The organism is Naasia lichenicola (assembly GCF_004801885.1).
GTDB classification, from domain to species: domain Bacteria; phylum Actinomycetota; class Actinomycetes; order Actinomycetales; family Microbacteriaceae; genus Naasia; species Naasia lichenicola.
Genome location: NZ_SSSM01000001.1, coordinates 602690 through 627877, shown reverse-complemented (window position 1 = coordinate 627877; position 25188 = coordinate 602690). Strand labels below are relative to the sequence as shown.

Here is a 25188-nt window from a genome sequence, read left to right as displayed (position 1 = left end):
ATCCTGCCCTGCCGACCCCGGCAACGAACCCGACAGCCAACCGGAGGTCGGCTAGCCCAGCAGCCAGCCGCGCTCCTCGGCGATGCGGATGGCGTCGGCGCGATTGCGCGCGCTCGTCTTTCCGATCGCGCTGGAGAGGTAGTTGCGCACGGTTCCCTCGGAGAGGTGCAGGCTGAGCGCCATGTCGGCGACCGAGCCGCCCGTGCGCGCGATCGAGAGCACATCGGTCTCGCGCTCGGTGAGCGGCGAATCACCGCTCGACAGCGACTCGGCGGCGAGCGTCGGATCGACCACCCGCCCGCCCGCAGCGACGGTGCGCACCGCGGCGGCGAGCTGGCGGGCAGGGGTGTCCTTGACCACGAAGCCGCTGGCGCCCGCCTGCATCGCCCGGCGCAGGTAGCCGGCGCGACCGAAGGTGGTGACCATGAGGATCCGGCATGTCGGGAGAGCAGCGCGGAGCGCGGCGGCCGCGGCGATGCCGTCGAGACCGGGCATCTCGACGTCGAGCAGCGCCACGTCGGGAGCGGAGTCGAGTGCGGCCGGCACTACCTCGTCGCCGCGCCCGACCTCGGCGACGACCTCGATGTCCGCCTCCAGGCCGAGCAGTGCGGCGAGCGCGCCGCGGACGAGCGCCTGATCGTCGGCGATGAGCAGGCGGATCACGCGCTCACCCGCAGCCGGAAGCCGCCGCTCTTGACCGGCTCCGCCTCGACTCGCAGGCCGGCGGCGCCCATCCGATCGCGCAGCCCCGCGAGGCCGGACCCCTGGCCTGTGCCCAGCGCGCTCCCGGTCGTCGCGCCGTCGTCGCGGACCTCGACGAAATCCGCGCCGAGCGTGATCGTGTACGACGTCGCGCGAGAGTGCCGGAGCACGTTGGTGACGCCCTCGCGCACGGCCCAGCCGAACGGCTCCCGATAGTCGGACGGCACGTCGTCGACGCTGCCCGGAAGCTGCGCGGATATGCCCGCCGAGCCCAACGCCGAGCGGGCTGCGGCCAGCTCGGAGGCGATGCTCACTTCGCGGAACCCGGAGACGGTCGAGCGCACGTCGGCCAGGGCGCCGCGGGCGAGATCCTCGACCTCGCCGATCTCCCGAGCTGCCCGCACCGGATCGGATTCGACGAGTCGCCCCGCCAGCTCCGCCTTGACCGTGATCACGGTGAGCGAGTGGCCGAGGATGTCATGCAGGTCCCGGGCCACGCGGGTGCGCTCCGTGTCGACGGCGAGCCGGGCCAGCTCGTGCTGGGTCGCCCGCAGCTGGTTCATCGCGTTGATCACTCGCGCGAAGGCGGCCATCATCAGCGACACCGACGCGATGATCGCCGGCAGGTAGAAGAGCTGATCCCCCGTCTCGCCGGCGAGCGACGCGAACCAGACCGCCACGCCGGTGAGCACGATGACGAGGCCCAGGATGACTCGGAACTCCAGCAGGCTCATGGCCGCGACGACGCCGACATAGACCCACAGTGCGTAGACATCGAAGCCGAGCCACGGCACGAAGGCGAATGACAGGGCCAGCAGCCCGAGCGGGAGCAGCAGGCGGTAGCGAGCGGCGACGCTCCAGTTGAGCGGCGGGATCACCAGGTAGGCGGCCCCGTAGGCGATGAGCAGCGCGACCACGACGACCCGATCCGTCGTCGACGGCACCGCGCCGAAGATGTCGAAGCCCGCGTTGACGAGCCAGGCGAGGCCGACGAGCCCGCCCGCGTACCAGCGCCGGGCGCCGCGGCCGGTCAGCCCGACGCGGAGGGATGACGGGGCGCCGCCGATCCGCTGCACCTCCTGCACCTCTTGGTGCACCCCATCCTGCTCACTCACGGTCGCGAGGATACGCGTCAGACGCGCTTGGTATCGCGGCGGAACGCGAGCGCGGCACCCAGGGCGAAGATCGCCAGCCAGACCACGATGTTCACCACGGCGAGCATGTCGAAGTCGGCTCCGGTCAGGGGCGCCCGGGCGATCTCGCCGAGTCCGTAGACGGGCGTCCACCGGGCGATGTCCTGGATCACCTGCGGGAACTGGTCCAGCGGGGTGAACAGCCCGCCGAACAGGGCCAGGACCGCGAGGATCGGGCCGAGGAACTGCATCACGTTCTCGGTCGGCACGAGGTAGCCGATGAACAGCCCGAGCGCCGTGAAGACGAGCGAACCGAGCCACGCCACGAGCCCCGACAGGATCCAGACCTGCACCGGCATCTGCACGCCTGCGATCAGCCCGGCGGCGAAGGTGGCCACGACGGCGAGCAGACCGAGCACGAGCGATGAGACCACCTTGGTGGCGATGTAGGCGACCGGGTTGAGCGGGGTCAGGCGCAGCTGCCGGCTCCAGCCCGTTGCGCGCTCCACGGCGACCGCCCCTCCGGCCGACGTCGACGCGACCATCGCGCCGTAGACCGCCATCGAGATGAGGATGTACGCCGCGACGCTCAGCCCGCCGTCGGCGATCGACTGCGAGGTGAGCGGGGTGTCCTTCAGCGGGAGGCCGACGAGCAGGAAGAGTGCCACCGGCATGACGACCGTGAAGGCGAGAGTGCGCCGGTTGCGCAGCCGACGTCGGAACTCGATCGCGAGGAACGTCAGGTTGAAGCCGCCCAGCGGCGGTGTCGAGCGGGTGAGGCGCTCGGCGGATGTGGCGATGGTGCTCATGCGTTGCTCCTGATGGGTTCGGAAAGCTCTGCCGTGTCGTCGGCCGAGTCGGCCGAGTCGGCGGCCGCGTCGTCGGAGGTGAGGGCGAGGAAGGCATCCTCGAGGTTGTGCGAGGTGATCTCGACGTCCTTCGCGCTCGTCTGGGTGAGCAGGTAGCGGGCCACCGCGTCGGAGTCGCCCGCGCGCACAAGCACGCTGTCCTGCCGCACCTCGACCGAGTTCACGCCGACGATGGCGCGGAGCGCGGCCTCGTCGGCGTTCGGCAGCGACGCACGGATCGTCCGTCCGGACGCCAGGTTCTTGATGGCGGCCGCGGTGCCGTCGGCGACGATCCTGCCGCGTCGGACCAGGATGATCCGGTCGGCGTAGGCGTCGGCCTCCTCCAGGTAGTGGGTGGCGAAGATGACGGTGCGGCCCGACTTCGCGTCCTCGCGGATGGCGTTCCAGAAGTCGCGGCGTCCTTCGACGTCCATTCCCGTGGTCGGCTCGTCGAGGATCAGCAGTCCGGGGTCGGAGAGCAGGGCCATCGCGAAGCGCAGTCGCTGCTTCTGGCCGCCGGAGCACTTCTTGACGTTGCGATCGCCGATGTCGAGGATCCCGGCGCGCTTCAGCACCTCGTCCGCCGGGCGCGAGTTCGGGAAGAGGGACGCCGTCAGCTGCACGGTCTCGCGTACGGTGATGTCCTCGAGCAGCCCGCCCGTCTGCATGACGGCGGAGACCAGGCCGTGCGCGATGGCGCTGCGCGGGCTCTGCCCATAGACCTGCACGGATCCGGCGTCGGGCTTGGCCAGGCCGAGCAGCATGTCGATGGTGGTCGTCTTGCCCGCGCCGTTCGGGCCGAGGAAGGCGACGACCTCTCCGGGCTGGACGGTGAGATCGATGCCGCCGACAGCCGTCACCCTGCCGTATCGCTTGGTGAGTCCGACGGCATGGACGGCCGCGGTCGCGGCCTGCGGGGCGGATTGGCTGATCGTCATGCGTCGATTCAATCCGTCGACGCTCGGCACGGGCAGTCCTGCGAGTCACCGGCACGGCATGACTTTTGTCATCCGGTCCTCGAGCGCCCACGTATTTCGATCAGGTGAACTGACTGCGACAATCGGCCGCCCATCAGCGAGTCCGCATCCGAGCACGAGTACCGTCGGGCAGATGGCCCGCCGCAAGAGATCCCACTACGACAAGGCGCCCTGGTACAAGGCGTCGGTCGGCGGTGCACCCGTCTGGCTGCTCGCAGGAGTCGTCGCGTTCGTCGCCGTGGTCGTGGTCCCCGCGGCCATCCTCCGCTGAATCGCACCTGGCGCCGCTTGCTCCGGGCGGTGAGAAGCCGAAAACTGCGGCTATTCACGACCCATTCCCGCACTTTTCGGCTTCTCACCGTCGCCGCAACGCCGCCATCCGTCTCGGCTCCCTCATCCTCGCGGCGGAGCGCCCGAGACCAGAGGCTGATGTGGCCCATCCCTCCGACTTCTAGCGTCGGAGCATGACCACTCCTCCCCCGGCCAGCGGGCTCGTCGCTCGCGTCGAAGGCCTCACGAAGCAGTACGGATCCACCGGCAACCGTGTGACGGCGCTCGACGACGTCAGCCTCGGCATCCGCACCGGCGAGTTCACCGCCATCATGGGCCCGAGCGGCTCCGGCAAGTCCACCCTCATGCACATCATGGCGGGCATGGACTCCGCGACTTCCGGATCGGCCTGGCTCGGCGAGACCGAGATCACCCACCTCGGCGACACCGAGCTCACCCTGCTCCGCCGGCGTCGGGTCGGCTTCGTCTTCCAATCGTTCAACCTCGTTCCGACCCTCGACATCGAGGGCAACATCCTGCTGCCGTTCGAGCTGGACGGCCGTCGGCCATCGGCCGAGGAGCGCGCCTGGATCGATCAGCTGATCTCCTCGCTCGGTCTCGGCGACCGGCTCCGCCATCGTCCGCACGAGCTGTCCGGCGGACAGCAGCAGCGCGTCGCCATCGTCCGCGCCCTCGCCACCCGGCCCGATCTGGTCTTCGCCGACGAGCCGACCGGCAACCTCGACTCCCGGACCAGCCGTGAGGTGCTCGCCTTGCTGGCGACAGCGGCCCACGAGTACGGACAGTCGATCGCGATGGTCACCCACGACCCGATCGCCGCGAGCTACGCGGATCGCATCCTGTTCCTCGCCGACGGTCGCCTGGTCTCCGACCTGCCTCGGTCGAGCGCCTCCGACATCAGCCGGTTCATGCTCGAGATGGAGGCCGCCCAGTGACCCGCCGCAGCCGGTTCAGCCCGCGCGAGCACGCCTCGAGCCTCATCGTCACCGCTCTCAGCTCCGCATTCGGGGTGACGCTGCTGCTCGCCATCGATGCGCTCGCCACGTCCCTCCGGGCGGATGACGTCACAGGCTCGAGCGAGACGGTCTCCTACCTGCTGGCCGTGATCGCCTGGGTGTTCATCTCCATCGCCGTCTACGTGGGGGCCGTCGTCACCGCGAACACATTCGCGACGATCATCGCCGGACGCACCCGGACCATCGCGCTGCTCCGCCTGATCGGGTCGAGCGCGGCCACGCAGCGCCGTCAGGTCGCCCGCGAGGGGCTGGTCGTCGGCGTGATCGGATCGGTGCTCGGCGGTGCTCTGGGCATGGGGATCACGGCGGGGCTGGTGGGCATCGCGGTGTTCACGGGCGTTCTGCCCGACATCGCCTACAGCTATCTCGACCCGACGATCCTCCTGCCGATGCTGGCCGTGGCGCTATCCACCTGGCTCGCCTCGTGGATCGGGTCGCGCCGCGTGCTCACCGTGTCCCCGATGGCAGCGACGGGGGCCGCGCAGGAGCTGACCATCGAGCAGGCCCGGTCGCGCCGCGGTCGCAACGGAACGGCGATCACGCTGTTCGTGGCCGGGATCGGCATCCTGCTGGCCGGGGTCGGCATCGGCCTGGTCACCCCACTCGGCGTGCTGGTCGGCATCGTCGGCGGACTGCTGTCCTTCACCGGTCTCGTGCTGGGCGCGCATCTGGTGATGCCGCCCGTGCTGATGCTCGTGGGCCGCGCATTCGGCGGGAGTGCGCCATCCCGGCTTGCCGTCGAGAACGCGCTCCGCTATCCGGAGCGCAGCTCGAGGACGACGATCGGCCTCGTCATCGGCGTCACCCTCGTGACGATGTTCGGCGTCGCCCTCGAGAGCTACAAGCACATGCTGATCTCGGCAGTGCAGGACGATCCGGTCTACTACGCGGGCATCGAGCAGTCCTTCAACACGACCATCGCGGTCTTCACCGTCATCACCGGCTTCAGCGCGCTGATCGCCGCGGTCGGGATGGTGAACAACCTGTCGCTCAGCGTGCTGCAGCGCACGCGCGAACTCGGACTGCTCCGCGCGCTCGGCTTCACCGCACACCAGGTGCGCTCGATGATCCTCGCCGAGAGTGCGCAGCTGACCGTCGCCTCGGTGCTCATCGGGCTCGTCCTCGGCACGTTCTACGGCTGGGCGGGCGCGCAGTCGATCCTCGGCTCCATGAACGGGATCGGCACCCTGGTGCCGCCGTCCATCCCGCTCCCGCTGTTCCTCGTCCTGATCGGCGCGGCCGCAGCTCTCACGATCGGAGCATCGCTCGCCCCATCGCGCCGGGCGACGCGGGTCTCCCCCGTCGCCGCCCTCGCGTTCGACTAGCCAGCCCGCCGGTGAGAAGCCGAAAAGTGCGGTTATCGGGCCCCGATTCCCGCACTTTTCGGCTTCTCACACGTGGGCGAGCGCGAAGGCGGCGGTCGCTGAGGGTGCAGAATTCCATGCATGGGGATGCGTGCGGAGGATCGTGCCGCACGAGCAGACGATCCAGCGGATCGCACCGCCTCGAACCGCACCGCCTCGGACCCCGCCCTCTACGACCAGATCGTCGGTGCCGTCCGGGCGGGAGAGCTGGATGCGGACGAGGCCGCCGACCTGCTGATCGCCCGCCTGACCGATGCCGAGCTGCTCGGCATGCTCGACGGTGACTCCCCCCGCCGACTGCTGCCGTTCATCCCACTGCTCCTCGGCCGTCGCCCCTTCGTGGCCGGCGAGGTCCCCCGCCTCGGCATCCCGGGCATCCGGTTCAGCGACGGCGCTCGCGGCGTGGTGATCGGGTCCTCCACCGCCTTCCCGGTGACCATGGCGCGGGCGGCGACCTGGAATCCCGCGCTCGAGGCGGAGGTCGGTCACGCCATCGGCCTCGAGACCCGTGCCCGAGGAGCGAACTACTCCGCCTCCGTCTGCGTCAACCTGCTCCGCCATCCCGCGTGGGGTCGGGCGCAGGAGTGCTACGGCGAGGACTCCGTGCTGACCAGTCGGATGGGATCCGCGATGACCCGCGGCCTGCGTGCGAACGTGATGGCCTGCGTCAAGCACTTTGCGCTCAACTCGATGGAGAACGAGCGCTTCGAGGTCGACGTCTCGGTCGACGACCACGCGCTGCACGAGGTCTACCTGCCGCACTTCAAGGCGGTCGTCGATGCGGGCGTCGACTCGGTGATGACCGCGTACAACAGCGTCCGCGGCGAGTACATGGACGTGAACGCGCCCCTGCTCACCGATGTGCTCCGGAACGAATGGGGCTTCTCCGGCTTCGTGACGAGCGACTGGGTGTTCGGCACGCACCACGCGGTCGCGAGCTTGAGGGCGGGGATGGACGTGGAGATGCCGCTGCGCCTGCTCCGCGCTCGCGAGCTGCCGAATGCACTGCGATCAGGGGTTCTGGAGCGCTCGACCGTGCTGCAGTCGGCGCACCGCATCCTGCGCACCACCGTTCTGCACGCGGCCACCCGCGACGAGTCAGAACCCGGCACGGAGGTTGTCGCCTCCCCCGCGCACCGCGATCTCGCCCGGCGGGTCGCCGCGGAGTCGATCGTGCTGCTGAAGAACGAGCTGGTCGGGGATGCGCCGCTGCTCCCCCTCGATTCGTCGATCCGGCGCCTCGCCGTCGTCGGCCGCCTGGCCGCGCGGGAGAACATCGGCGATCACGGCTCCTCGCGCGTTCGCCCTCCGTCCACCGTCTCCCCCCTCGATGGGCTGCGCGAGGCACTGCCGGATGTCGAGATCCTGACGCCGTCGCGCTCGGACGCCCGAGCCGCCGCAGGGGTCGCCGCGGAGGCGGACATCGCGGTGGTCGTCGTCGGACTCGATGAGCACGACGAGGGCGAGTCCGTCATCAACGGCGGTGTCGAGGTCGGGGTTCTCAGCGGCGCTTTCCGGTCCGGCCCGCTGCGGGCGCCGCTCGTGGCCCTCGCGCATCTCGCGTCGCAGTTCGTTCGGGGCGGCGACCGCAGCTCCATCGATCTCCGCCCCGCCGATGTGCAGCTCATCCGGGCCGTCAGCGCCGCCAACCCGCGCACCGTCGTCGTGCTCATCGGCGGCAGCGCGATCATGGTCGAAGCCTGGCGGGACCGGGTGCCGGCGCTGCTGATGGCCTGGTACGGCGGGATGGAGGGCGGCCACGCGCTCGCCGATGTGCTCACCGGAGCGGCGGAGCCGTCCGGCCGTCTGCCATTCGTCATCCCGACCGATGTCCGGCACCTGCCTGCGTTCGACAGCACCGCGAAGTCCGTCGTCTACGACGACCGCTGGGGTCAGCGGAAGCTCGATGCCGACGGTCACTCGGCCGCCTTCCCGTTCGGCTTCGGCCTCGGCTACACGAGCATCGAGCACACGCTCCTCGACCACCGGTTCGACGAGGCGGGCGGCAGCGCCAGGGTCTCGGTGCGCAACACCGGAGACCGCGAGGGCTCGATCGTCGTCCAGCTCTACGCCGCCGACCTCTCCCTCGAGCGGCCGGTGAGTCGGCTGCTCGGCTTCCAGAAGGTGACCGTGCCGGCGCAGGCCGAGACGGTGGTGGAGGTCGCACTCGATGCCGGCCCGACCCTGCAGCGCGATCCTCGGACGCATCAGTGGTCGCCTCGACCGGGGAACTGGGTCGTCCTCGCCGCGCAGCACAGCCCGAGCAGCTGGGACGGAGCTCGCCCGCTACGCCGCACCGCGGTTCAGGACGAAGCCCTCGACGACTAGTCGCGGAGCGCTGGCTCGCCGCATGCGGCATTCAGCGGATCAGTGGGCCTCGACGGAGCGAGACGCGCCTTCAGCCAGGGGTTCCAGTCGGACCGCGAGCCGCTCGTCGCCTCGCAGGACGCTTCTCAGCACCCGCCGCGCCTCCCACCGGAACGGCGCCCGAGAGTCGTCCTGCTGGAGCACCACGTTCCCGGCGCTGTCGGAGTATCGGCGCTGCAGATCCACAACCTCTTCGGCTTGCAGCAGGGCGACCGTGCTGCCGGACTCCTGATCGATCAGTCGGACCAGCGAGGTGGGTCCCGTGACATCGCTGGCGATCAGACGCTGCTCGCTCGTGGCGAGGATCGACTTCTGTGCCGCCCGCGTGACGACGAGTGGCCGAGCCGAGCCGTCGAGCAGCCCGTTGAGCACGTCGTGTGCGGCGTCGGGGCGGCCGATCCGCTGCGCCGCCGCCTGCATCCGCTGAAGGCGGCCGGGCTCGCGCAGCACCTCGTCGATCTTCCAGCCGATGGTCGCCGGAGTGTTGCAGCGCACGGCCGCTCCCTGCTCCATGAGGTAGTCGCCGTTGCGCACCTCTTGGCCCGGTATGGGATTCACCAGCACCATCGGCAGCCCCGCCGCCATGCACTCCGACGCCGACAACCCGCCCGGCTTTCCGACGAACAGGTCTGCCTCGCGAATGAGTCGCGGCATCTCCGTCGTGTATCCGAGCACCCGGAACCGATCGCCGGCGGGTGTCACCAGCTGCTCGATCCGCTGGCGCAGCTCCGTGTTGCGTCCGCAGACCACCGTGGCGGTGAACGGCGATCGGATGTGCATCGTCTGCCGCACGACGGCGGTGGCGTAGTCGCCGCCCGCCGCGCCCGCAGAGATCAGCAGCGCGGGCGGCGTGGCTGGATCGCGCACCGGGGCATGCTCCTCGGGCGGGGCGATCGGGATGCCAGTGACGGTCACCCGGTCGGCGGGCAGGCCGAGCGCCATCAGCTGCACCCGCCCTTCTTCGCGTGCGACGAACAGCGAGTGGAACGCGCTCGTCAGCCACAGGCCCTGGAAGTCGTAGTCCGTCGTGACCACGGCCGTCTTCGCATCGATGACGCCCCGCTGGATGAGGGACGCCACCAGCTGGGCGGGCAGGAAGTGCGTGCACACGATCGCCGTCGGCCGAAACCGCTTGATCTCGCTGATGGTGGGCATCGCATTCGCCCGCGTCCACGGGTCGATCGGACCCCGGCGGCGGAACGGCGGATCGCTCACGTCGTAGCCGAGATCGACCAGCCACGGGGCCGCTTCGACCAGCGCGAAGTATCCCTTGCCGAGCAGATCACGGTAGAGGGTGCTGCTCTCCTGCAGCACATCCATCACGAGCACCTCGGCGATGTCGGAGCGTGCACGGCAGGCCTGCTGCAACGCGGCCGCGGCGCTGTTGTGTCCCGATCCGACTCCCGCAGAGAGGATCAGCACACGCTCGCCGTCGGCGGTGGGAGAGGTCGGTGCTGACGCCCTGCGCATGGTCCAGATGCTAGCGGCCCTGCTCCCGACGAGCAGAGGAACCCTCAGCTCCCGCGGATGCGCAGCAGGCCTCGATACGGCGCGGGGCGCCTACTCGACCACCGATGCGGGGCTTCGCTGGTCGAGTAGCGCCTGGGCCAGGCTTGGGCCAGGGACTACGGCGCGTATCGAGGCCCTCCCACGCTCACCCTGGCCCGACGCGAACCCGCCGATACCGCTCGTAGACGACCCGCGACGCGAACGTCCTCGTGTCGATCAGCTCCAGCTCGAACGGCCCGACGTCCGTGGGAAAGTACGGCGTGCCCCCGCCGAGGAGGATCGGATGCCGGAACAGGCGGAACTCATCGACCAGATCCCGCCGAATGGCCTGCGCGGCAAGCTCCGCTCCCCCGATCGAGACGTCCCGTCCCGAGGCAGCCAGCTCGTGCGCTTCTTCGTCCAGCGACCGTGTGGCCAGTCGGGCATTCCCCTGCACAGCGGTGAGCGTGCGGCTGAACACCACCTTCGGCAGGGCGGTCCACACGTCGGCGAACGCGGCGTTCGCCTCCGTCTCCCGCATGGCGGGATCCGTCTCGAAGACGAGCATCATCTCGTAGAGCCTGCGGCCGAGCAGGTATCCGCCGAGCTCCCCGACCTGCTCGAGGGAGAACAAGGACTGCTCGGCGCTCGATCCGCCCCAGTCGATTCCGCCGTTGCGATCCGTGATGTAGCCGTCGGCGGAGACGCCCATGGACATGATCAGCACGGGCTAATCCTCGACGAAGCTCCGCAGGCGCTCAAGGGCAGAGTCCCACGCGGTGGAAGCTGCCTCGAGGCGACTTCCCGCCGCTTTCAACACGACCGGATCCACGGCCCAGATCTGCTCACGGCCCGTTCGCCGACCCACGACAATTCCTGCGGTCGCGAGGACGGCGAGCTGCTTGCCGATCGCTTGACGCGTGATCGGCCGTCCGACGGCCAGCGCTGACGCGGTGCTCGGGCCCTGTTCGCCGAGCTCGATCACCAGAGCCATTCGGGTCGGATCACCCAGCGCCGCGAAGAGTGCCGTCGAATCAGAGAGGGCGGTCGTGGGCGCGGGCATCAGGAATCGGCAGCGACGTAGCGCGCGATCAGACTGGTCTGCGCCTCCCAGCCGCCCTCGTTCCCCTCGCGAGTGCTCTGGCGCACCGTTTCCGGCAGCTCGTCGAAGCCCTCCTCGGTGATGATGAGAACGACGCCATCCTCGTGGGGACGCAGGGTGAACGTCACCGTGGTCTGGACGTCAGTGTCCGGCGATGCCGCCCAACGGAATGCGAAGCGCGTGTGCGGTTCGATCGCCACGATGTCGAGGTTCAGATCAGATCCGCGATGCGGCTCCTGCATAGCCGCCACCTCGGCATCGACCGACGTCGGCACGATTCGTCCGTGAGTCGTCTGACCGAGCACGAATGGGCCGTCGAACTCGGCGCCGAACCAGGCGCCGAACTGGCGGCTGTCCGCGATGGCGGCCCATACCCGGTCGAGATCTGCATGCAGCACGATCTGCTTCTCGATGCGGTCCTGAATCGCCACGAGCTTCCTCCAACGCGAAACCAGCGAGTTGCACGTTACCCATCCATCGCCGTGTTTTCAAGCGAACCGAGACCTGGACCTGCGGAGTGTGACGGCGTGTGTCGTCCGTCAGGAAGGTCGGAGGGAGCCCGCCCTAGCGTCGGACCATGAGCACAATCGCGGATCAGGTCACCGACTTCAATGTGGGCTTCAACGAGCAGATCGGTCCGCGCCTCGCGGGTGTCTTCGCCGACGAGCAGGCGGGTCTCACGGCGGGTGGCGTGCCGTCCGACGCCGTGTCGCAAGGGTCGATCATTCCGGACGCTCGACTGGTCGATGCGGCGGGTGCCGAGGTGTCGCTGTACGACGCGATCGGCGAGGCCCCGGCCGTTCTGGTCTTCTATCGCGGCGCCTGGTGCCCGTACTGCAACATCACGCTCAAGCACTATCAGCGGACGCTTCTCCCCGGGCTGAACGATCGCGGCATCGCGTTGATCGCGATCAGCCCCCAGACGCCGGACGGGTCGTCGGCCGCGGTCGCGAACGGTGAGCTCGCCTTCACCGTCCTGTCGGATCCGTCCAACGTGCTGATCGAGCAGCTGGGCATCAAGACCGAGCCGAACGCGGCCGCCAGGTCCGCGCACACAGATCTGGGCTTCGATGTCGCGGACTCGAACGCCGACGCCACGGCAGATATCCCGTTCCCGACGGTGCTGGTCATCGATTCCGGGCGCTCAGTCACCTTCGCTGATGTGCACGTCGACTACACCACCCGCACCGAGGTGGCGACGATCCTCAGCGCGGTCGATTCGCTGGCGCGCGTCTCCGCTTAGTCAGGCGCCGCCGATCAGAACGGGATGATGCGGTCCCTGATCGGTCTCGGCCGACGCATCGGATCGCTGGCGGCCGACGGGATGATGACCCGTCGGCCGTCGCGGACCTCGATCGTCCACCTGCCCTGATCCAGCCACCAATGGTGGAAGGGACAGAGCAGCAAGCCGTTCAGCAGGTCGGTCGTGCCGTTCACCCACCAGCCTTCGACATGCGCGGCTTCGAGCAGGCCGTCACAGGCGCAGCCTTCGATGCCGCACCCGCCGCGCTGCTGAACAACCATCGCGATGCGCTGCGGCTTGGAGAACAGTCGCTGGCTGCGTCCGAGGTCGAGGACCTCGCTCGGCCCGCCGAGCACCACGGGGATGATCTCGGCTCTGGAGAGGAGCCGGCGGACGGTGCCCGCACTGATCGGCTCGTCGATTCCCACGATCTGGGCGGGAACGCGATCATCGATGATGCCCTCCTCCTTCAGCAGTACGACGACGGTGGTGTCGATGCCGCCGAGCTGGCCGTCGTCGGCGCCGAGAGCGAGCCGGCAGGCGGTGGCGAGTGCGTCGAGGTTCTTCCGCGGCAGGCTGCGGGTGTCGACGATGGGATCACTGAGCTCATCGCCGGCGTCCGAGGTGGCAGCGAGCCGGCCATCGACGTCGTTGCGGTCGGCCGCGTCGCCTTCGCCTTCGCCCCCTTCGCACTCGTCGTCGCCCTCGCCATCGGCTGTGTCGTCGTCCAAGTCGACCGACGCGCGAGGACTGCTGAAGACGTCGATCGCCTTCTTGACGAATCCCGCCGTGAGCGGATCCATCCCGCCCTTGATGCCGATGAGGCCGTCGCGGCGCTGGAAGAAGGTGATGCCCGCCCTCTCGATGAGCTCACGCTCGCGCGGCTCGACTCCGTCGGGATCGAGGTGGCCATTGGCCTGCGCAGCCATCTCGGCGAATTCCTTCACCGTGTACTCGGCAGCGCATTCGGTGAGGGTGGCCTCGAGCTCGGCGAGGGCCTCGAGCGCCATGACCCGCTCCGCCCGCTCGAGCACTTCGATCGCCTTGAGGGCTGACTCGACCGGCACGCTGCCGGCATCGAGCGCGGCGGCCAGCAGCGGGAACCGTGCGGGCAGGCGTTCGCCCAGGAGCGACGTCCGCGGCCGGAACGCCTGACCGACCTTGCCCAGCGCTGAGGCCGAGCCGAGGGGCATCCGTCCTCTCACCGCGAGTAGGGGCGTTGCGCTGCCGTGCCCGTACTGACGGGCCAGCGGAACCGCCAGCTCGCGGCCGGAGCGGTACGCGATCTCTCCGGCGGTGCGCGCCTGCACGGCGGCTACCAGCCGTGTGAGCTGGGCGGTCGATTCGACCAGATCGAGCAGCGAGGGGTTACTGGCATTCGCCAGGGCGCACTCCAGCGATTCGGCCTCATCGGTGACACCGAGAGCCTCGAGTTGAGAAGAGAGTGCTTCAGCACTCTCGAGAACGCGCCGGATGATCGTCCCCTTTCGGAAGATTCGAACGAGCTGCTCCGGCACGAGCTACGACCATGTTCGCACCACCCTCCGACATCGCTGTCCGGACGGCAGAGAGACGGTGAATCGCCTCTTGCGCGTCGCGACGAGCCGTCGTAACCTACAACCAAATGGTTGTACGACAGGAATTGCCCGACGCTGACGTGGATCGAATCTTCCGCGCTCTGGCCGATGCCACCCGACGTGACATCGTGCGCAGGACGCTCGTGGACGAGGTTTCCGTCTCGCAGCTCGCCGACGCGTACGCCATGTCGTTCGCGGCTGTGCAGAAGCACGTCGCCGTACTGGAAGGGGCAGGTCTCGTGACCAAGGAACCCCGCGGCCGGGAGCGGATGGTTCGGGGCGACCCCGAGCGCATCCGTCAGGCGCAGCGACTGCTCGATCAGTTCGAGCAGATCTGGCGCTCGAGGATCGACCGCCTCGACGCCCTCCTCGAAGAGGACACCAAGTAGCTCCACGAACCACTGGCTCCACAAGACACCGGCTTCACCTCACCGAATCACTCCACGAATCAGGAAGGCACCCTCATGCCCGTCACCTCCGTCGAGAAGGACCTCGACAACCTCACCATCACGATCGTCGCCGACTTCAGCGCCCCGGTCACCCGCCTCTGGGACGCCTACGCCGACCCGCGGCAGCTCGAGCGCTTCTGGGGACCGCCGACCTACCCGGCGACCTTCCTCCGCCACGATGCGGCGGTCGGAGGGCGCAGCGTCTACAAGATGACCGGCCCCACCGGCGACGAGCACTACGGCTGCTGGGAGTGGACGGATGTCTCCGCTTCTGCCTCCTTCGACATCATCGACTGGTTCGCCGATGAGACGGGTGCTCCAAACACGGCGCTTCCGCCGACCCGCGCCACCTTCGCCTTCGAGGCCACTGAGACAGGTTCTCGCCTCACCACGACCTCCCGGTTCGACTCGCTCGAGCAGCTGCAGCAGCTGCTCGACATGCAGATGCTGGATGGCACGAAGGAGGCGATGTCGCAGATCGACGCCGTGCTCGCCGATCTCTCCGCATTCGCCACGGATCGGATCGCCGAGGCGCAGATCCTCAGCGACACCCAGGTGCGCGTGGCCCGCGTCATCCGCGGCTCTGTCGAACAGGTCTGGCGCGCGCACAACGACGCCGAGCTGATGAAGCAGTGGCTGCTCGGCCCCGACGGCTGGACGATGCCGGTCTGCGAGATCGCGACGAAGGTCGGCGACAGCTACCGCTACATGTGGGCGCCCGAGGGCGGCGGAGACGGCTTCGGCTTCACCGGAGAGCTGCTCGAATCCGAGGCGCCCTACCGCGCCGTCACCACCGAGGCGATGATCGGCATGGACTACCCGGCCGCGCTCAACGAGCTCACCCTGACGCCCGTCGAAGGCGGCACGCTGCTCTCGCTGGTCATCACCTACGCCAACTCCGAGATGCGCGACGCCGTGCTCGCCACCGGCATGACGACCGGCATGGAGACGAGCTACGCCCGCCTCGAGGACCTGCTGGGAGCCAGCGTCAGCGCATAGCGGCTCGGTTCTCGTTCTCCACGAACTGCCCGAATGCTCAGCGCATTCGGGCAGTTTTCGGATAACGAGGAGGCGGGGCGAGCGCCGCCCGGCTCGCAGCTTGTCGTCCAGCGCGCCTGGCTAGAGTCGGCGCCATGCCTCGCGCGCTCGACTCGGACATCGACATCCGCCGGGTGCGGCCCGACGACGGACCTAGCCTGCGGGCGCTCCGGCTGCAGGCGCTCGCCGACCCGGTAGCGAGGATCGCGTTCTTCGAGACGATGGATCAGGCACTGGCCCGTCCGGCTGAGGAGTGGCGAGAGCGAGCGGAGCGCGGCGCGACCGCATCCGACAACGCCGGATTCGTCGCGGTGCTCGGCGATGAGCTCGTCGGAACGGTGGGAGTCCTCGTCCGTCGCGCCGACGAACCCGACTACCTCCAACGGGTCCCGATAGTCGACACCGCGACACTCGTCGGCGTGTACCTGTCGCCCTCCGTCCGCGGCCGTGGCGTGATCGATGCGCTCATCGAGGCGGCTGCCGACTGGAGTCGGGACGCCGGCTACCTCGAGCTCACGCTCGACGTCCATGAGCGCAACGTGGTGGCGATCGCCACCTACGTGCGCGCGGGCTTCGAGTTCGTCGACGAGCTGGTCGGCGACGACGGCCGCGAACTCGCCATGAGCAGGCGGCTGTAGGACGGCGTATCACGAGTTGACAGTCGTGGTGAGTGTCGGATCGCTTGCACCCGCCACTACTGTCAACTCGCGCGCGGACGCCGCCGTCGGAGCCCGCCGGTATCGTCGAGCGCATGGCTGAGCCCGATCCCGCCCAGCCCGACAGCGCCGAGACCAGCGCCGCTGCCGACGCCGTTCCCGACTGGCGCAACGCCGTCGAAGCGCTCACTGCTGGTCGCCCCTCCGGGTCCAGGAGCAGGCGCGCGCTCATCCCCATGGCGCTGCACTTCGAGCTCCGCCAGGTCGTTCCGTCCCGCGGCTGGTGGCAGACACCGACCGCGGACAGCGCCATCGCGCCTGGCCCGAATGCCAACCTCCGGCTCGCCGCGCGCCCCGTGGTCCGCAGCCCCGCAGGCAATTGGACGCGCAGCAACATCGGCTGGAACAACGTCGGCTTCCACACCACCCGGCTCTCGCTGAACCCCGAGCACCAGGGCTGGCTCGCCCAGTTCCTCGCCCTGGCCCGGTCCGCCCGCGAGACACTCGGATTCAGCGAGCAGAACTGGATCTACCTCGACGACCTGACGAGCCCGACCCTCTGGCCGTTCCTGGCCACCGCCTCCGAGGCCGGCGTCCAGCTGATCAGCGGAAAGCAGGCGGCGCCCGTCGCCGTCGGTCGCGACGCCACGATCGCCATCGAGATCCGCACGGTGAGCAGCACCGACAGCGCCAGCAGCAGCGACGTCGGCAATCCGGGCGACCTGCACGTCTCCCCCGCTGTACGGATCGACAGCAGGATCCATCCGGTCACCGCGACGCGGTTGATCGGCGACCACGGCGTCTACTCCTGGACGATCGAGCGGAACTCCGACACTGCAACGAGCCGTATCGTGATCGCCCCGCTCACCGCCCAGGTGACCGACGAGCAGCGCCGCCTGCTCGCCAGCCCCGAAACCGTCATCGTGCCGGCCGCAGACGCCGACGAGTTCCTCAGCACCTACTACCCCAAGCTCCGCCGGACGATCGATGTCAGCAGCCCCGACGCGTCCGTCGCGCTTCCGCGGCAGATCCCGCCCGTGCTGCTGCTCTCGCTGAGCTACTCCCCCAAAGATGTCCTGCGACTGGAGTGGCACTGGCAGTACCCGGAGGGCACGGTCGGCGTACCGATCACCACCGCGGACGACGAGACCTTCCGCGATCCGCGCGCCGAGCAGCGCATCCTCGAGACCCTCCCACCCGAGATCAGCGCCCAGGCTCATCTGCCGCCGCAGACCCTCGAGGGCATCGCGACCGCCGAGTTCACCGCGGTCGAGCTGCCGAGCATCCGCCGGATCGACGGCATCCGCATCGAGTCCTCGGGAAAGCACCCCGACTACCGCGAGATCACCGACGAGCCGAAGCTCGTGATCTCCACGGTCGAGAGCCACAAGCGCGACTGGTTCGATCTGGGCGTCATGGTCACCGTCCAGGGACGGACCATCCCGTTCCAGCCGATCTTCAAGGCGATGGCCAAGGGCGCCGGCAAGCTCAAGCTGACCGACGGCTCGTACCTCTCCCTCAAGCAACCGGTCTTCGACCGCCTCCGCACCCTCATCGACGAGTCCGTGTTCCTCGGTGAGTGGGAGACGGGCAAGGTGCAGGTCAGCAAGTACCAGGCCAACATCTGGCGCGACTTCGAGGACCTCGCGGACGAGACCGATCAGGCCGTCGCCTGGAAGGAGGCGGTCCGCACTCTCGCCCAGCTCGAGGCGCCGGCCGACACCGAGCCGACCGCCCTGCCCATCGGACTGGACGCCACCCTGCGCCCCTATCAGCACGAGGGATTCAGCTGGCTCGCCTTCCTCTGGAAGCACCAGCTCGGCGGAGTGCTCGCCGACGACATGGGCCTCGGCAAGACGATCCAGGCCCTCAGCCTCATCGCGCACGCGATCGAGACCCGCGACCCGGACGACGCCCGCCCCTTCCTCGTCGTCGCGCCGACCTCGGTGACCTCGAATTGGCTGGCCGAGGCCGCCCGCTTCGTGCCGCAGCTCACCACGGTCGGGATCACCGAGACCGAGCGCAAGTCGGGCACGAAGGTCGTCGAGATCGCCGACGGCGCGGACATCGTGGTCACCTCGTACGCACTGTTCCGCCTCGACTTCGCCGGCTACCAGAAGGTCGGCTGGAGCGGACTCATCCTCGACGAGGCGCAGTTCGTGAAGAACGCGGACACCAAGGCCCACGAGAACGCGGTGGCCCTCGACACCTCGTTCAAGCTCGCGATCACCGGCACGCCGATGGAGAACAGCCTCACCGACCTGTGGTCGATGTTCCGGATCACCTCACCAGGACTCTTCCCATCGGGCCGCAAGTTCCGGGAGGAGTACGTGCGCCCCGTCGACGCCGGACACGGCGCCCTGCCGCTCGCCCGGCTGAAGAAGCGGATCCGTCCGTTCATGCTCCGCCGCACCAAGGACGTCGTCGCGAAGGATCTGCCCGAGAAGCAGGAGCAGGAGCTCTTCATCGACCTGACGCCCGAGCACCGGCGCCTGTACGACACGTTCCTGCAGCGGGAGCGGCAGAAGCTGTTCGGCCTCATCGACGACCTCGACCGCAACCGGTTCATCGTCTTCCGCTCCCTGACCCTGCTGCGCCTGCTCGCTCTTGACGCGTCGCTGCTCGGCGACGAGTACAGCGACATCCCCTCATCCAAGCTCGACGCCCTGCTCGAGCAGCTCGAAGACGTCATCGGCAACGGTCACCGCGCGCTCGTCTTCAGCCAGTTCACCGGCTTCCTCGGCAAGGCGGCCGATCGCCTGAAGGCTGCGGGCATCCCGTTCGAGTACCTCGACGGATCCACCACCCACCGCCCCGAGGTGATCGACCGGTTCCGGAACGGCGACGCTCCGGTCTTCCTGATCAGCCTCAAGGCCGGAGGCTTCGGCCTCAACCTCACCGAGGCCGACTACGTCTTCCTGCTCGACCCGTGGTGGAACCCGGCCGCCGAGGAGCAGGCCATCGACCGCACCCATCGCATCGGCCAGACCCGGTCGGTCAACGTCTATCGGATGGTGGCGACGGGCACCATCGAGGAGAAGGTGATGGCGCTCAAGGAGCAGAAGGCCCGTCTCTTCGACGCGGTCATCGACGACGACGAGATGTTCAGCTCGTCTCTCACCGCGAACGACATCCGCGGCCTGCTCGACGACTGACCGCACCCATTCCGGTGGCTGAGCCGGGCGCCCCGCGCCCGTGTCGAAGCCCGCGCGCCGTCTATCACCGCCCGCCCCGCCCCTGCGATCCACCAACCTGATCCACGCCCCCGTCCAGCACTTCGGGGGCGCCCCAGCGACCATGGGTACGGCCTTGGATCACGGAGGGCGTACGGTCAGCGCTATGCGACCCTCCGAGCACGGCTATGCCTGGCTCGGCCACCTGTGGATCTGAGACTCGAAGACAAGATCGCCGTCATCACGGGCGCGGGCACGAGCGTCGGTCTCTCCGTGGCACGGGCGCTTCTGTTAGAGGACGTATTCGTCGTCGCAGGCTCGCCCGTGGGATCCCTCGGGCTCATCCAGCTGGCCGAGGAGTACGGCCTCATCCCCCTCATCGTGGATCTCACCACACCCGACGGAGCGTCGACTCTTCTGCAGTCGGCGAAGCGCGCCTACGGCGGGATCGACATGCTGGTGAACGCCATCGGGATCTCGGCTGCCCAAGGCGCTTCTTCGATGGTCGTGCCGCGCGAGCGATGGCAATCGACGTTCGATCAGGCCTTCGTCATCGCCCGGAGCTCGATTCGAGCAGCCATCCCCCTGATGATCGCGCGCGGCGGCGGGACCATCTTGACCGTGTGGTCCGCCGAACCCGGCTTCTCGCTCGTCGATCATGGCGATGCGAAAGCGGTGTTCCGATCACTCGCCAAAGCCATGGCTGCGGAGTTCGCGACCGACGGTGTCCGGTTCAACAGCATCGGGCAGGGGCCTGCCGCAGTCGACCCGTGGCACAGCCAGCTCGGCATCGTGGCGACCGCCGCGAAGTTCATGGGCATCGACATCGCCCAGTCCAAGGCACGCATGGTCGATTCGCTCGGCGAGTCCCCGACGGGTCGGATCGAGGAGCCCGGCGAGGTTGGAGACCTCGTCATCCTGGTCGTCAGCAAGCACGCGGATCACACGGCGGACATCGACTTCTCCCTCGACGGCGACACGATCAACGTGGGCTGAGCAGCTTCCATGGTTCGAGGCAGCTGCACGCGTCTTCGCTAGCCATCGATCTGCGAATGGCATACGTTTGTATACCGAGCCGATCGAGAGGGCCCATCATCAAGCGGGAGCTGTATCTCACCTACGCACTGAATGCGGCGTATGCGCTCAGCCTCGGCATCTCCGGGGTCATGCTGACCTTCATCGCTCTGGATCAGGGCCTCGACATCGCCCAGATCGGGCTGCTCAGCACCCTGTCCGCCGCCGCGCAGATGGGAGCCCGGCTTCCGTTGGGCTTCGCGCTCCGGTTCCTGTCCGACCGCTTCGTGCTGCTCGTGGCGCTGTCGCTCTTCGCGCTCTCGATGGTTTTCGTCCTGATCATCCCCGGGGTGATCGGTCTCGTGCTCGCGCACTTCCTGCAGGGCGGCTCGCGCGCCGGCTTCTGGACGGCCAGCCAGACGCACGTGATCCGAGCGAGCGGTACCGCCGCGCGGGGCCTCGCCCGCAGCAACATCATCACGAGCACCTGCTCGCTGATCGGACCCCTCATCGCCGGATGGCTGGCAGGCATCGACCTCGTGATCGGTGAATGGACGGTGCTCGCCCTCGCGCTGGCCGGCTTGGCCATCGTGCTCGCGATGACGGCGTTCCCGGTCTTCAATCCGCCGAAGAATCCCGAAGCAGGCCAGGTTCGGAGCCGATTCGGAGTGCGCTTCGCCTCGCTCGGAAGCCTGGCCGGTGGGGCATGGGCGGTCATCTCGGCGACCTACGTGCCCATCGTCTTCACCGCGGCGGACTGGAACGAGGTGGCGATCGGCGCCGTCATCGCGCTGGCCAACGGCGCGCTTCTCGCCTCGAACCTGTTCTGTGGTCGTCTCGCGATCGAACGGTTCGTGCCTGTGCTGCGCATCGGCTCCGTGCTCGTCGGTCTGGGCATATCCGGCCTGGCGCTGATCGGGGTCGCGCCGGCCGTCAGCGTCGCCCTGCTGATCCTGTCCGGGGCGGGTATGGGCACCGTCATGACCATCGGTCCGGCTCTCGCGGCCGAATCCGTGCACCCCGAGGAGCGCGGGCAGGCCATGGCGATCACGGGCTCCTATCGAGCCGGCGCGCTGCTCGGCGTGCCCCTGGTGGTGACGGCTGCCTCACTCGTGCTTCCGATCGCGCCGATCCTCCTCGTGCTCGGGATCGCCGTCGGCGGGCCCGCGGCATTCTTCGGCGCGACGAGGCCTGCGCGCGGTCCGATCGCGTCGTCGGAAACGCACTCGTAACACGCTCTTTACGTTCGGCTGTATCCCGCTGTATACGAGCGAGCTAGGTTGAAGACACGGCCTCCTCCGGAGGCCGCGAGCAGATGATCTCCCCCTCGGGATGTCGTCCAACCCGCTCGTCACCGTGACGTCAAGGAGACCCATGACAACGCCGAAGCCCTGGCTCGATCTCATTCCGAGCGATGACGTGAGCAGCTTCCAACGCGGCTTCGATGGCGCGAGCCGTCCGATCACGGCAGGCAGCAAGCCCGCTCTCGTGATCGTCGACATGACGCTCGCCTTCGTCGACTCCGCCTACCCGACGGGTCACAGCGAGACCGGCTGGCCCGCCGTCGACGCCAACGCCGAGCTGCTCGCCGCCGCTCGCGCTCGCGATATCCCCGTCTTCTTCACCAAGGCATACGCCGACCCCGCGCACGAGGTGCACCCGCTCGAGCGCGGTCGCTGGAAGACCCAGGGCGCACCCGCTGCCCCGAGCGAACTGCCGCCGGGTGACGTCATCGTCGATGCCCTCACACCTATCGCCGGCGAGATCGTCATCAACAAGGGCTCCAAGCCGAGCGGCTTCTTCGGGACACCGCTCGCCTCCTACCTCGTGCAGGCCGGGGTCGACACCGTCATCGTCACCGGCATGACGACGAGCGGCTGCGTACGGGCGACGGTTCTCGACGCATTCATGAACAACTTCCACGTGATCATCCCGTTCGAGGCATCGGCCGACCGCAGCCAGATCTCCCACAAGGTCAACCTCTTCGACATGCACATGAAGTACGCCGACGTCATCAGCGTCGAGGAGACGGTCGAGTACCTCGACTCGGTCACCGCGGCAGCCGCCGTCCCGGCCTGATATCCCCGCCTTCCCCCGAACCCGTTCGACCGCACGCAGGAGCAGCAATGGAAAACGACCTCTACAGCTATTCGCCCATCACCGAGCGCGAGCCCATCGTCTGGCCCGAGGGCAAGAAGATCGCCTTCTACCTCGGTCTCAACATCGAGCACTTCCACGTCGGCGTCCCCGCGACGAGCTCCTCTCCGCTCACGGCGGGCTTCTCCCCCGACCCGATGAACCACGGCTGGCGCGACTACGGCACCCGCGCGGGGATCTGGCGGATGATCGACCTCCTCGACGAGGTCGGCCTGCGCGCCAGCGCCATCACGAACTCCGAGGTGCTGACCGCCTACCCGCAGATCGTCGAGGCGGCCGTCGAGCGCGACTGGGCCTGGATCGCTCACGGCCAGACCAACTCGATCCTGCACACGGGGATGGGCGAGGAGGAGGAGGCCGCCTTCCTCGAGACGATGATGGCGACCTGGGACGCGCACCTTCCGGCCCGCCCGCAGGGCTGGCTCGGCCCCGCGCTCACCGAGACCTTCGCGACCCCTCGCCTGCTCCAGGAGCGAGGCGTGAAGTACCTGCTCGACTGGACGGCGGATGACCGTCCGTTCGCCCTGAACGTGCCGGGAATGATCTCCGTGCCGTACTCGATGGACGTCAACGACATCGGCCTGTTCGTCGGCAAGGCGACCACCGGCTCGCAGTACGAGGAGATGGTGATGGACCAGTTCGAGGTGCTGCTGAGCGAAGGCGGCAACGTCATGGCGCTTCCGGTGCACCCCTTCGTGGTCGGTCAGCCCTTCCGCTTCAAGTACCTCTCGCGGGTACTGAAGGCGATCACCTCGCATCCCGATGTCTGGGTGACCACGAGCACGGACATCGCCGATCACTTCCTCGCCGGGGAAGCCGCGAAGTCCGAGCCGGCCGCCGCGGCCGCCTGACCCTGCGTCCGACCACGTGCCGAGAGACAGAGAGATCCGATGCCGACAGCGCCCATGATCGACGCGCCGACCGCAGACCAGGCGGGCGCAGAGGACGGGACCGTGCATCTTCTGCACTTCGAGGATGTGGCCCTGACCTTCGCGAACGGCACCACCGCCCTCTCCGGGGTGAACCTCACCGTCAATCCCGGGGAGTTCGTCACGGTGGTCGGCCCCTCGGGCTGCGGCAAGAGCACGCTCCTTCGCATCGCCTCGGGGCTGGAGCAGGTGACCTCGGGTGCCGCCCGGATCGACGCCAGCAGGATCGGCTACGTCTTCCAGGACGCCACGCTGCTTCCCTGGCGGGATGTCCAGTCGAACGTCCAGCTGCTTGCCGAGCTGAACGGGGTCTCGAAGAAGGAGCGGGCGGCCCGGGCGGCCGAGGCGATCGAGCTCGTCGGGCTCAGTGGCTTCGAGAAGCACCTGCCGAAGATGCTCTCCGGCGGCATGAAGATGCGCGCCTCACTCGCCCGGTCGCTGACACTCGATCCGCAGCTCTTCCTGTTCGACGAGCCCTTCGGAGCCCTCGACGAGATAACCCGTGAGCGGCTGAACGACGAGCTGCTCCGCCTGTTCACCGAGCAGCAGTTCGCGGGCCTCTTCATCACCCACTCGGTCTCGGAGGCGGTCTACCTGTCGACCAAGGTCGTCGTGATGTCGGGCCGTCCCGGCCGGATCGTCGACGAGTTCCCGGTCGACTTCCCGTTCCCCCGCGACCCCGAGCTGCGCTTCACCCCCGAATTCGCTCACCTGAGCGGCCTGGTATCCCACGCCCTGCGAGAAGGACACTCATGACTACGGTTCTCTCCCCCACCGCATCGGCCGGGGAGACGGCAGTCGATCCGGTCGCGTCGATCACCCCGGCCACGTCGCGTACGACGTCGAAAGGTCGCAGCACGGCCCGCTGGGCCCGGCCCACTGCGGTCTTCGGCATCGTGCTGGCGCTCTGGTATCTCGCGAGCTACGTGATCCTCGATGAGCAGAAGCGCTTCCTACTTCCACCGCCGCACGCCGTCTTCACCGACGCGTTCTTCCAGCCGGGCGTGTTCAGCGAGATCACCCAGGCGCTCGGCCGCACCGCGCTGGTCGCCCTGGTCGGGCTGACCCTCGCGATCGTCATCGGCGTCGCCTGGGCGGTCGCGATGAGCCAGGCGCGCTGGATCGAGGAGGCCCTCTTCCCCTACGCGGTGGTGCTGCAGTGCATCCCGATCCTGGCGCTCGTCCCGCTGATCGGATTCTGGTTCGGCTTCGACTTTCCGGCGCGTGTGATCGTCTGCCTGATGATCGCCCTGTTCCCGATGGTCTCGAACACCCTGTTCGGGCTGCTCTCGACGGACAAGGGCCAGCGCGAGCTCTTCCGGCTCCAGCACGCGAGCAAGCTGACGATCCTGATGAAGCTGCAGTTCCCCGCCGCTCTGCCCGCGATCTTCGGAGGGCTGCGGATCTCAGCGGGGCTGGCCGTCGTCGGTGCGGTGGTCGGCGACTTCTTCTTCCGCCGAGGCGCCGCCGGGCTCGGCGCGATCATCAGCAACTACCAGTCGCGGGTGCAGTCCGCTCCGCTGTTCGCCGCGATCGTGGCGGCCTCGCTCTTCGGGGTGGCGATCTTCCTGCTCTTCGGCTGGATCGCCCGCCGCGCCATCGGCCGCTGGTACGACTTCTCGGCCACCTAGACCGACAGCCTCGCGGCGCTCGAGCCGCCTCTG

The 25188-nt window shown here is 68.6% G+C and carries 24 protein-coding genes; 15 read left to right on the top strand and 9 right to left on the bottom strand.

Annotation, left to right across the window (positions count from 1 at the left end; genetic code table 11):
* Window positions 1-51: 51 nt before the first annotated feature.
* Genes E6C64_RS02945 through E6C64_RS02930 form a run of 4 tightly spaced genes read right to left on the bottom strand, consistent with a single transcriptional unit; the run spans window position 52 to window position 3621 of the window.
* Window positions 52-663, bottom strand: a complete 612-nt coding sequence (locus E6C64_RS02945; protein ID WP_136426107.1) for a response regulator transcription factor — start codon at window positions 661-663, stop codon at window positions 52-54.
* Window positions 660-1817, bottom strand: a complete 1158-nt coding sequence (locus E6C64_RS02940) for a sensor histidine kinase (protein ID WP_136426106.1) — start codon at window positions 1815-1817, stop codon at window positions 660-662. Before E6C64_RS02940 ends, E6C64_RS02945 begins: the two co-directional genes overlap by 4 nt.
* A gap of 17 nt (window positions 1818-1834) precedes the next feature.
* Window positions 1835-2644, bottom strand: coding sequence for an ABC transporter permease (locus E6C64_RS02935; protein ID WP_136426105.1), 810 nt, complete (start codon window positions 2642-2644; stop codon window positions 1835-1837).
* On the bottom strand, window positions 2641-3621 hold the full coding sequence (locus E6C64_RS02930; RefSeq protein ID WP_136426104.1) for an ABC transporter ATP-binding protein: 981 nt from the start codon (window positions 3619-3621) through the stop codon (window positions 2641-2643). Before E6C64_RS02930 ends, E6C64_RS02935 begins: the two co-directional genes overlap by 4 nt.
* A 172-nt stretch (window positions 3622-3793) precedes the next feature.
* Here E6C64_RS02930 and E6C64_RS18855 point away from each other — a divergent pair, with 172 nt between their 5' ends.
* The 4 genes from E6C64_RS18855 to E6C64_RS02915 all read left to right on the top strand — a co-directional run bounded on the left by E6C64_RS18855 (window position 3794) and on the right by E6C64_RS02915 (window position 8659).
* On the top strand, window positions 3794-3931 hold the full coding sequence (locus E6C64_RS18855; protein WP_158437716.1) for a hypothetical protein: 138 nt from the start codon (window positions 3794-3796) through the stop codon (window positions 3929-3931).
* A 193-nt stretch (window positions 3932-4124) separates the two neighbouring features.
* Complete coding sequence (locus E6C64_RS02925; protein WP_136426103.1) at window positions 4125-4886, top strand: ABC transporter ATP-binding protein; 762 nt, start codon at window positions 4125-4127, stop codon at window positions 4884-4886.
* Window positions 4883-6292 (top strand): ABC transporter permease, encoded by a 1410-nt coding sequence (locus E6C64_RS02920; protein ID WP_136426102.1) that lies wholly within the window; start codon window positions 4883-4885, stop codon window positions 6290-6292. The genes E6C64_RS02925 and E6C64_RS02920 overlap by 4 nt, the downstream gene beginning before the upstream one ends.
* 120 nt (window positions 6293-6412) lie before the next feature.
* Window positions 6413-8659 carry a beta-glucosidase family protein gene (locus E6C64_RS02915; protein ID WP_233255422.1) on the top strand — a complete coding sequence of 749 codons (2247 nt, stop codon included), beginning with the start codon at window positions 6413-6415 and terminating at the stop codon, window positions 8657-8659.
* Between the two features lie 39 nt (window positions 8660-8698).
* Here the strand turns inward: E6C64_RS02915 and E6C64_RS02910 are convergent, their stop codons facing one another.
* The 4 genes from E6C64_RS02910 to E6C64_RS02895 form a co-directional block, all read right to left on the bottom strand.
* Window positions 8699-10168 carry an MGDG synthase family glycosyltransferase gene (locus E6C64_RS02910; RefSeq protein ID WP_136426101.1) on the bottom strand — a complete coding sequence of 490 codons (1470 nt, stop codon included), beginning with the start codon at window positions 10166-10168 and terminating at the stop codon, window positions 8699-8701.
* Window positions 10169-10352: 184 nt separating this feature from the next.
* Entirely contained in the window at window positions 10353-10904 is a 552-nt protein-coding gene (locus E6C64_RS02905; protein WP_233255451.1) for a dihydrofolate reductase family protein, read from the bottom strand.
* 12 nt (window positions 10905-10916) lie between these two features.
* Window positions 10917-11249 carry an ArsR/SmtB family transcription factor gene (locus tag E6C64_RS02900; RefSeq protein WP_136426099.1) on the bottom strand — a complete coding sequence of 111 codons (333 nt, stop codon included), beginning with the start codon at window positions 11247-11249 and terminating at the stop codon, window positions 10917-10919.
* Entirely contained in the window at window positions 11249-11719 is a 471-nt protein-coding gene (locus E6C64_RS02895; RefSeq protein ID WP_233255421.1) for an SRPBCC family protein, read from the bottom strand. The genes E6C64_RS02900 and E6C64_RS02895 overlap by 1 nt, the downstream gene beginning before the upstream one ends.
* Before the next feature lie 146 nt (window positions 11720-11865).
* Between E6C64_RS02895 and E6C64_RS02890 the strand changes: the two genes are divergently transcribed.
* Window positions 11866-12531 (top strand): peroxiredoxin-like family protein, encoded by a 666-nt coding sequence (locus E6C64_RS02890; RefSeq protein WP_136426097.1) that lies wholly within the window; start codon window positions 11866-11868, stop codon window positions 12529-12531.
* A gap of 14 nt (window positions 12532-12545) precedes the next feature.
* Here E6C64_RS02890 and E6C64_RS02885 read toward each other — a convergent pair whose 3' ends face one another.
* On the bottom strand, window positions 12546-14048 hold the full coding sequence (locus E6C64_RS02885) for a DUF222 domain-containing protein (protein WP_136426096.1): 1503 nt from the start codon (window positions 14046-14048) through the stop codon (window positions 12546-12548).
* A gap of 107 nt (window positions 14049-14155) precedes the next feature.
* Between E6C64_RS02885 and E6C64_RS02880 the strand changes: the two genes are divergently transcribed.
* The 10 genes from E6C64_RS02880 (at window position 14156) to E6C64_RS02835 (ending at window position 25155) form a co-directional block, all read left to right on the top strand.
* Window positions 14156-14497: an ArsR/SmtB family transcription factor gene (locus E6C64_RS02880; protein WP_136426095.1), complete on the top strand. Its 342-nt coding sequence runs from the start codon at window positions 14156-14158 to the stop codon at window positions 14495-14497.
* 75 nt (window positions 14498-14572) lie between these two features.
* On the top strand, window positions 14573-15556 hold the full coding sequence (locus E6C64_RS02875; protein WP_136426094.1) for an SRPBCC family protein: 984 nt from the start codon (window positions 14573-14575) through the stop codon (window positions 15554-15556).
* Window positions 15557-15690: 134 nt separating this feature from the next.
* The gene (locus tag E6C64_RS02870; protein WP_136426093.1) at window positions 15691-16233 is read left to right on the top strand and encodes a GNAT family N-acetyltransferase; all 543 of its coding nucleotides are present in this window, start codon (window positions 15691-15693) and stop codon (window positions 16231-16233) included.
* Between the two features lie 113 nt (window positions 16234-16346).
* The gene (locus E6C64_RS02865; RefSeq protein ID WP_136426092.1) at window positions 16347-19406 is read left to right on the top strand and encodes a DEAD/DEAH box helicase; all 3060 of its coding nucleotides are present in this window, start codon (window positions 16347-16349) and stop codon (window positions 19404-19406) included.
* Between the two features lie 225 nt (window positions 19407-19631).
* Window positions 19632-20420: an SDR family NAD(P)-dependent oxidoreductase gene (locus E6C64_RS02860; protein WP_158437715.1), complete on the top strand. Its 789-nt coding sequence runs from the start codon at window positions 19632-19634 to the stop codon at window positions 20418-20420.
* A gap of 56 nt (window positions 20421-20476) precedes the next feature.
* Window positions 20477-21670: an MFS transporter gene (locus tag E6C64_RS02855; RefSeq protein WP_136426090.1), complete on the top strand. Its 1194-nt coding sequence runs from the start codon at window positions 20477-20479 to the stop codon at window positions 21668-21670.
* A gap of 142 nt (window positions 21671-21812) precedes the next feature.
* Window positions 21813-22517, top strand: a complete 705-nt coding sequence (locus tag E6C64_RS02850; RefSeq protein ID WP_136426089.1) for an isochorismatase family protein — start codon at window positions 21813-21815, stop codon at window positions 22515-22517.
* A gap of 47 nt (window positions 22518-22564) precedes the next feature.
* Complete coding sequence (locus E6C64_RS02845) at window positions 22565-23446, top strand: polysaccharide deacetylase family protein (protein WP_136426088.1); 882 nt, start codon at window positions 22565-22567, stop codon at window positions 23444-23446.
* 39 nt (window positions 23447-23485) lie between these two features.
* On the top strand, window positions 23486-24280 hold the full coding sequence (locus E6C64_RS02840) for an ABC transporter ATP-binding protein (protein ID WP_136426087.1): 795 nt from the start codon (window positions 23486-23488) through the stop codon (window positions 24278-24280).
* Window positions 24277-25155 carry an ABC transporter permease gene (locus E6C64_RS02835; RefSeq protein ID WP_136426086.1) on the top strand — a complete coding sequence of 293 codons (879 nt, stop codon included), beginning with the start codon at window positions 24277-24279 and terminating at the stop codon, window positions 25153-25155. Before E6C64_RS02840 ends, E6C64_RS02835 begins: the two co-directional genes overlap by 4 nt.
* The last annotated feature ends 33 nt before the right edge of the window (window positions 25156-25188 follow it).

Bases quoted from the DNA above. Each gene is read 5' to 3' on its own strand.
- E6C64_RS02935 (WP_136426105.1), bottom strand. From the start codon at position 2,644: ATGAGCACCATCGCCACATCCGCCGAGCGCCTCACCCGCTCGACACCG.
- E6C64_RS02930 (WP_136426104.1), bottom strand. From the start codon at position 3,621: ATGACGATCAGCCAATCCGCCCCGCAGGCCGCGACCGCGGCCGTCCAT.
- E6C64_RS18855 (WP_158437716.1), top strand. From the start codon at position 3,794: ATGGCCCGCCGCAAGAGATCCCACTACGACAAGGCGCCCTGGTACAAG.
- E6C64_RS02925 (WP_136426103.1), top strand. From the start codon at position 4,125: ATGACCACTCCTCCCCCGGCCAGCGGGCTCGTCGCTCGCGTCGAAGGC.
- E6C64_RS02915 (WP_233255422.1), top strand. From the start codon at position 6,413: ATGGGGATGCGTGCGGAGGATCGTGCCGCACGAGCAGACGATCCAGCG.
- E6C64_RS02910 (WP_136426101.1), bottom strand. From the start codon at position 10,168: ATGCGCAGGGCGTCAGCACCGACCTCTCCCACCGCCGACGGCGAGCGT.
- E6C64_RS02905 (WP_233255451.1), bottom strand. From the start codon at position 10,904: ATGTCCATGGGCGTCTCCGCCGACGGCTACATCACGGATCGCAACGGC.
- E6C64_RS02900 (WP_136426099.1), bottom strand. From the start codon at position 11,249: ATGCCCGCGCCCACGACCGCCCTCTCTGATTCGACGGCACTCTTCGCG.
- E6C64_RS02890 (WP_136426097.1), top strand. From the start codon at position 11,866: ATGAGCACAATCGCGGATCAGGTCACCGACTTCAATGTGGGCTTCAAC.
- E6C64_RS02880 (WP_136426095.1), top strand. From the start codon at position 14,156: ATGGTTGTACGACAGGAATTGCCCGACGCTGACGTGGATCGAATCTTC.
- E6C64_RS02875 (WP_136426094.1), top strand. From the start codon at position 14,573: ATGCCCGTCACCTCCGTCGAGAAGGACCTCGACAACCTCACCATCACG.
- E6C64_RS02870 (WP_136426093.1), top strand. From the start codon at position 15,691: ATGCCTCGCGCGCTCGACTCGGACATCGACATCCGCCGGGTGCGGCCC.
- E6C64_RS02865 (WP_136426092.1), top strand. From the start codon at position 16,347: ATGGCTGAGCCCGATCCCGCCCAGCCCGACAGCGCCGAGACCAGCGCC.
- E6C64_RS02855 (WP_136426090.1), top strand. From the start codon at position 20,477: ATGGCATACGTTTGTATACCGAGCCGATCGAGAGGGCCCATCATCAAG.
- E6C64_RS02850 (WP_136426089.1), top strand. From the start codon at position 21,813: ATGACAACGCCGAAGCCCTGGCTCGATCTCATTCCGAGCGATGACGTG.
- E6C64_RS02845 (WP_136426088.1), top strand. From the start codon at position 22,565: ATGGAAAACGACCTCTACAGCTATTCGCCCATCACCGAGCGCGAGCCC.
- E6C64_RS02840 (WP_136426087.1), top strand. From the start codon at position 23,486: ATGCCGACAGCGCCCATGATCGACGCGCCGACCGCAGACCAGGCGGGC.
- E6C64_RS02835 (WP_136426086.1), top strand. From the start codon at position 24,277: ATGACTACGGTTCTCTCCCCCACCGCATCGGCCGGGGAGACGGCAGTC.